At 70.3% G+C, this 1928-nt stretch carries 1 pseudogene; it reads left to right on the top strand.

The features are described 5' to 3' along the window. A pseudogene (locus GVN67_RS28865) lies at window positions 1-1928 on the top strand (calcium-binding protein); the annotation flags it as partial.

Genomic DNA, 1928 nt, shown 5'->3' with positions numbered 1-1928 from the left:
ATCACCTCGCCGGATCCGGGCAACACCACGCTGCATGTCACGGCCACCGTCACAGACAGTTCCAGCGGCACCACCGCGACGACGAGCGCGAATGTCGGGCTGAATGTGCTCAACGTGGCGGATGCGCCCGGCCTGACGCTGCCGGCCTTGCCGCTGGCCGGGCTGGAGGACGTCTCGATCGCCTTGCCGATCGCGCTGGCGCCGCTGTCGCCGACGGAGACGGTGAGCATCACCATCAGCGGGCTGCCGGCGGGGGCCACGCTGTCGGCCGGGACGCACAACCCGGACGGCAGCTACACGCTGACCCAGGCGCAGCTGACCGGGCTGACCATCACCTCGCCGGACCCGGGCAACACCACGCTGCATGTGACGGCCACCGTCACGGACAGTTCCAGCGGCACGACGGCGACGACCAGCGCCAATGTCGGGCTGAGCGTGCTGAACGTCGCCGACGCGCCTGGCCTGACCCTGCCGGCCTTGCCGCTGGCCGGGCTGGAGGACGCGGCGATCGCGCTGCCGGTGTCGATCGGGACGCTGAGCTCGACGGAATCGGTCAGCGTGACGATCAGCGGTCTGCCAGCGGGCGCGACGCTCTCGGCCGGCACGCTGAATCCTGATGGCAGCTACACGCTGACCCCGGCGCAGCTGACGGGGCTGACGATCACGGCGCCGGATCCAGGCAACACGACGTTGCATGTCACCGCGACGGTGACCGACAGCTCCAGCGGCACCACCGCAACGACGAGCGCGAATGTCGGACTGAACGTGCTGAACGTGGCGGTTGCGCCGGGGGTCACGGTGCCGGCGCTGCCACTGGCGGGGCTGGAGGACGCCTCGATTGCGGTGCCGATCACGCTGGCGCCGCTGGCGCCGACGGAGACGGCGACGATCACTATCAGCGGCTTGCCGGTGGGAGCGACGCTGTCGGCCGGGGCGCACAATCCGGACGGCAGCTACACGCTGACCCAGGCGCAGCTGAGTGGGCTGACCATCACCGCGCCGGACCCCGGCAATACCACGCTGCACATCACCGCGACGGTGACCGACAGCAGCAGCGGCACGACGGCGACGACCAACACCAATCTGGGGCTGAGCGTGCTGAATGTGGCCGACGCTCCGGCGCTGACCTTGCCAGCGCTGCCGCTAGCAGGTCTGGAGGATGCGGCGATCGCGCTGCCGGTGTCGATCGGGACGCTGAGCTCGACGGAATCGGTCAGCGTGACGATCAGTGGCCTGCCGGCCGGCGCCACGCTGTCGGCGGGGACGCACAATCCGGACGGCAGCTACACCCTGACCCCGGCGCAGCTGACCGGGTTGACGATCAATGCACCTGACCCTGGCAACACGACGTTGCACGTCACGGCGACGGTGACCGACAGTTCCAGCGGCACGACGGCGACGACCAGCGCCAATGTTGGGCTGAATGTGCTGAACGTGGCGGATGCGCCGGGCCTGACCCTGCCGGCGCTGCCTCTGGCCGGGCTGGAGGACGCCTCGATCGCGCTGCCGATCGCGCTGGCGCCGCTGTCGCCGACGGAGACGGTCAGCGTCACCATCAGCGGCCTGCCGGCCGGCGCCACGCTGTCGGCCGGGACACACAACCCGGATGGCAGCTACACGCTTACCCAGGCGCAGCTGACCGGGCTGACGATCACCTCGCCAGATCCGGGCAACACCACGCTGCATGTGACGGCCACCGTCACAGACAGTTCCAGCGGCACCACCGCGACGACGAGCGCGAATGTCGGGCTGAACGTGCTGAATGTCGCCGATGCGCCTGGCCTGACGCTGCCGGCGCTGCCGCTGGCCGGGCTGGAGGACGTCTCGATCGCCTTGCCGATCGCGCTGGCGCCGCTGTCGCCGACGGAGACGGTGAGCATCACCATCAGCGGCCTGCCGGCCGGCGCCACGCTGTCGGCGGGGACGCA

Source organism: Roseomonas sp. 18066 (assembly GCF_902706185.1).
In the GTDB taxonomy this organism is placed as follows: domain Bacteria; phylum Pseudomonadota; class Alphaproteobacteria; order Acetobacterales; family Acetobacteraceae; genus Pseudoroseomonas.
The sequence above is the reverse complement of the archived record's forward strand: the minus strand, read 5'-3'. Positions and strand labels throughout refer to the sequence as shown.